We start from the raw sequence: 3,224 nt of genomic DNA, 5'->3' as shown, positions 1-3,224 counted from the left end.
GCTCCATGGTGGGCAGCCTGGTCGACAGCCTGTTCGCCGGTCGTGCCAGCGCCCTCGTCAGCCATCTGCTGGACGCCCGCGGCGTCGATGCCGGCGAACTGGCCGAGCTGCAGGCGCTGCTGAAACAACGCAAGGGAGATGTGCGATGACTGATGTGCTGCTGACTTGGCTGTGCAGCTATCTGCTGCACAGCAGCCTGTTGATCGGTGCGCTGTGGGTGGCCGAGCGCGCCGGCATGCTGGCCCGCCTGGCCCTGTCGACGCAGGAGACGCTGTGGCGCCTGGCCTTGCTGGGCGGCCTCGTCAGCGCCAGCCTGCCGCTGCTGCCCACGTTGCCTCAGACCGCGCCGGCCGATGTCGTGCGGCCCGCCGTCGTCGTGCAGGAGGCCGCGCCGGTGCCCGCCGATGTTCGGCTCATCGTCGTCGAGGCGCCCGCCGCCGCGCGGCCCAGCGCTCAGCTCGGCGCCTTGCCCATCACGACGCCGCTGGCGCCGCAGGCCCATGACGTCGCCATCGGCTTCATGGCGCTGTGGCTGGCGGGTGCCGTGTTGATGCTGCTGGGCCTGGCCCTGCAGTGGGCCTGGCTGCGCCGCACCGTGCGCTGCCTGCCCGAGTTGGCTGACGCGCGTTGGCGAACCCTGGCCGTGCGCCTCGCTGCCGACATGCGCCTGCCCCTGCCCTCATTGCGCCATGCACGCGCCAACTGGGCCAGCCCGCTGCTGGCGCCGGGCCGGGTGCTCTGCCTGCCGGCCTGGTGCCTGGACCTGCCGGACGACGAAGCTCGTGCCGTGCTCGGCCATGAACTGGCTCATCTGCGCCGCCGCGACCCCGCCTGGCGCCTGCTTGCCGCCGTCATGAAGACCCTGCTGTGGCCGCAGGTGCTGAACCGCGTCGCGCTGCAGCGCCTGGACCTGCTGGCCGAGCTGGCCTGYGATGCTGCGGCCGCTGCACCGACCGGCCAGCGCCTGGCCCTGGCGCAAAGCCTGCTGCGCTGCGCTGAGGCACTGAAGGCCCAGGGAGGCGGCCACGGCCCCGCCCTGGCCTGCGGTGCCGCCAGCGCGGGCTCGCCCTTGTTCGCCCGTGTGCGCCGCCTGCTCAAGGCCGAGGTCGAGGGTGAGGACGCTCCGCGCGAGCGCCGCGGCCTTCGCCTGGGGCTGGTGGGCGCCATGGTGGTCGCCCTCGTCGCGCTGCCGGCGGTCGTCGTCAGCCACACCGATGGACGTAGTCTTCTGGATCGCTTCGACCTTGGTGGCCTGAGCGACGGCATGTCCTTCTCGGTGCGTGGCACGCGCATCTACAGCCGCTATCCCGGCGGCAGCTTCTCCGTGACGCTGGACGGCAAGGCGGTGTTCAACGACGCCGAGGATGAAGTACAGGCGCTGACGGGCACCCTGACCGTGAAGGAGCGCGAGGGCGGGCTGACGCGCGAGATGGTGCTGAAGTCCATGGGCGAGGGCCGCATCGAGCGTGAGTACCGGGTCGGCAACGAGAGCCTGCCTTTGGACCAGGCCGGTCGCCAGTGGTGGGCCAAGGCCGTGCAGCGCTTGGCCGAGGACCTGACCGACCCGCAGGTGCGTGCCCGCAAGCTGTTCGCCAAGGGCGGTGTCGATGCGGTGCTTACCGACATCGAGCGTGCCCGGGAGGACTTCCAGCGCCGCCGCCGCATCGAGGCCGCGCTGCAACTCGACGCGCCGCTGCCCGCGGTGGCGTTGGACCGCCTGATCACCGCCTCCACGACCCTGCAAGGTGCCTTCGAGCGTCGCGAGGCCTTGAGCGCCATTGCCCGCCAGCCGCTGAACGAACCCCAGCAGCTGGCCTGGCTGGCCGCCGTGGCCGGCATCGACAGCGACTTCGAGCGCCGTGAGGCCCTGGGGGCGCTGGCGCCCAAGCTGCTCGACAGGCCTGCCGTGCTCGCGGCCTGGACCGAGGCACTGGGCCGTATCGGCGGCGACTTCGAACTGCGCACGGCCATCGACAACCAGGTGTCGGCGACGCCCCAACCCGCCGTGCTCGCGGCCGCCGTGCAGGCGGCGGCGCGCATCCAGAGTGATTTCGAGAAGCGCGAGGCCCTCGGCGCCGTGGCGCAACGCATGCAGGGCGACGAGGCCGAGCTGGTCGACGCCTATGCCCGTGCAGCCGGCGGCATCTCGGGCGGCTTCGAACGGCGCGAGGCCTTGAACCGCCTGCTGGACCGGCCCAAGCTGGCGGCCGCAGGCCTGGAGCGCGTGCTGGCCAGCGCCGAGAGCATGGAAGGCGGCTTCGAGCGCCTGCAGGTGTTGCTGCGCGTGGCCGAGAAGCTGGGCCAGGCCAAGCCGGTCGATGCCGGTCTCGTTGAGCGCGTGCGCCGCGCCGGGCGCGGCCTGGGTGACCACGAGCGCGGTCAGATCGAGAACGCGTTGGATCGGTTGGGCTGACGCCGCAAGGCGCGGCGGGCCCGAAAGAAGCTGCGAGCGAGCCTAGCCCGCTCGTTTCGCGAGCACGGCGCGCGCCACGCGCGACACCGGCGGGCGGCCCAGCACGTTGGAGATATAGGCGCCGGCGTCCACGAGCTTGTCGAGGTCGATGCCGGTTTCAATGCCGAGACCATTGAGCAGGAACACCATGTCCTCGGTGGCGACATTGCCGGTCGCGCCCTTGGCATAGGGGCAGCCGCCCAGGCCGGCCACGCTGGCGTGGAAGCTGTGGAGCCCCAGTTCCATGCTCGCGTAGACATTGCTCAGCGCCTGGCCATAGGTGTCGTGGAAGTGACCCGACACTTCGGCGAGCGGGAAGTGCTTCAGCGCCCGCTCCATGGCCGCCTGCACTTTGCGCGGCGTGCCGACGCCGATGGTGTCGGCGATGTCGATCGCGTCCACGCCCAGCTCGCGCAGCGGCTTCACGACAGCCTCGACCTGGTCGGCGGTGATCTCGCCTTCATACGGGCAACCCAGCGAACAGGACAGCGCTGCGCGCACCTTGATGCCGGCGGCGTGTGCGCCTGCTATGACCGGCGCAAAGCGCTCCAGGCTCTCGGCGATGGAGCAGTTGATGTTCTTCTGCGTGAAGGCTTCGCTCGCGGCCGTGAAAACGAGGATCTCGTCGGGCTTCGTCGCCAGCGCGGGCTCCAGACCCTTCAGATTGGGCACGAGCACCGAGTAGCGCACACCGGTGCGGCGCTCGATGGCCGCCATGACGGCGGCGTTGTCGCCCATCTGCGGCACCCACTTCGGGCTGACGAAGCTGGTG

The 3,224-nt window shown here is 71.1% G+C and carries 2 protein-coding genes; one reads left to right on the top strand and one right to left on the bottom strand.

Annotated features, from left to right (window positions below; all coding sequences use genetic code 11):
- The first annotated feature begins 145 nt into the window (after positions 1-145).
- On the top strand, positions 146-2,413 hold the full coding sequence (locus AC1DU6_RS24700; RefSeq protein ID WP_457320140.1) for a M56 family metallopeptidase: 2,268 nt from the start codon (positions 146-148) through the stop codon (positions 2,411-2,413).
- A gap of 42 nt (positions 2,414-2,455) precedes the next feature.
- Here AC1DU6_RS24700 and AC1DU6_RS24695 read toward each other — a convergent pair.
- Positions 2,456-3,224: hydroxymethylglutaryl-CoA lyase (locus tag AC1DU6_RS24695; protein ID WP_477860298.1), on the bottom strand; the 769-nt coding region annotated here is incomplete at its 5' end.

It is taken from the genome of Roseateles sp. P5_B10 (assembly GCF_056400485.1).
Note: the sequence above shows the minus strand (reverse complement) of the source record. Positions and strands in the feature narration are given on the sequence as shown.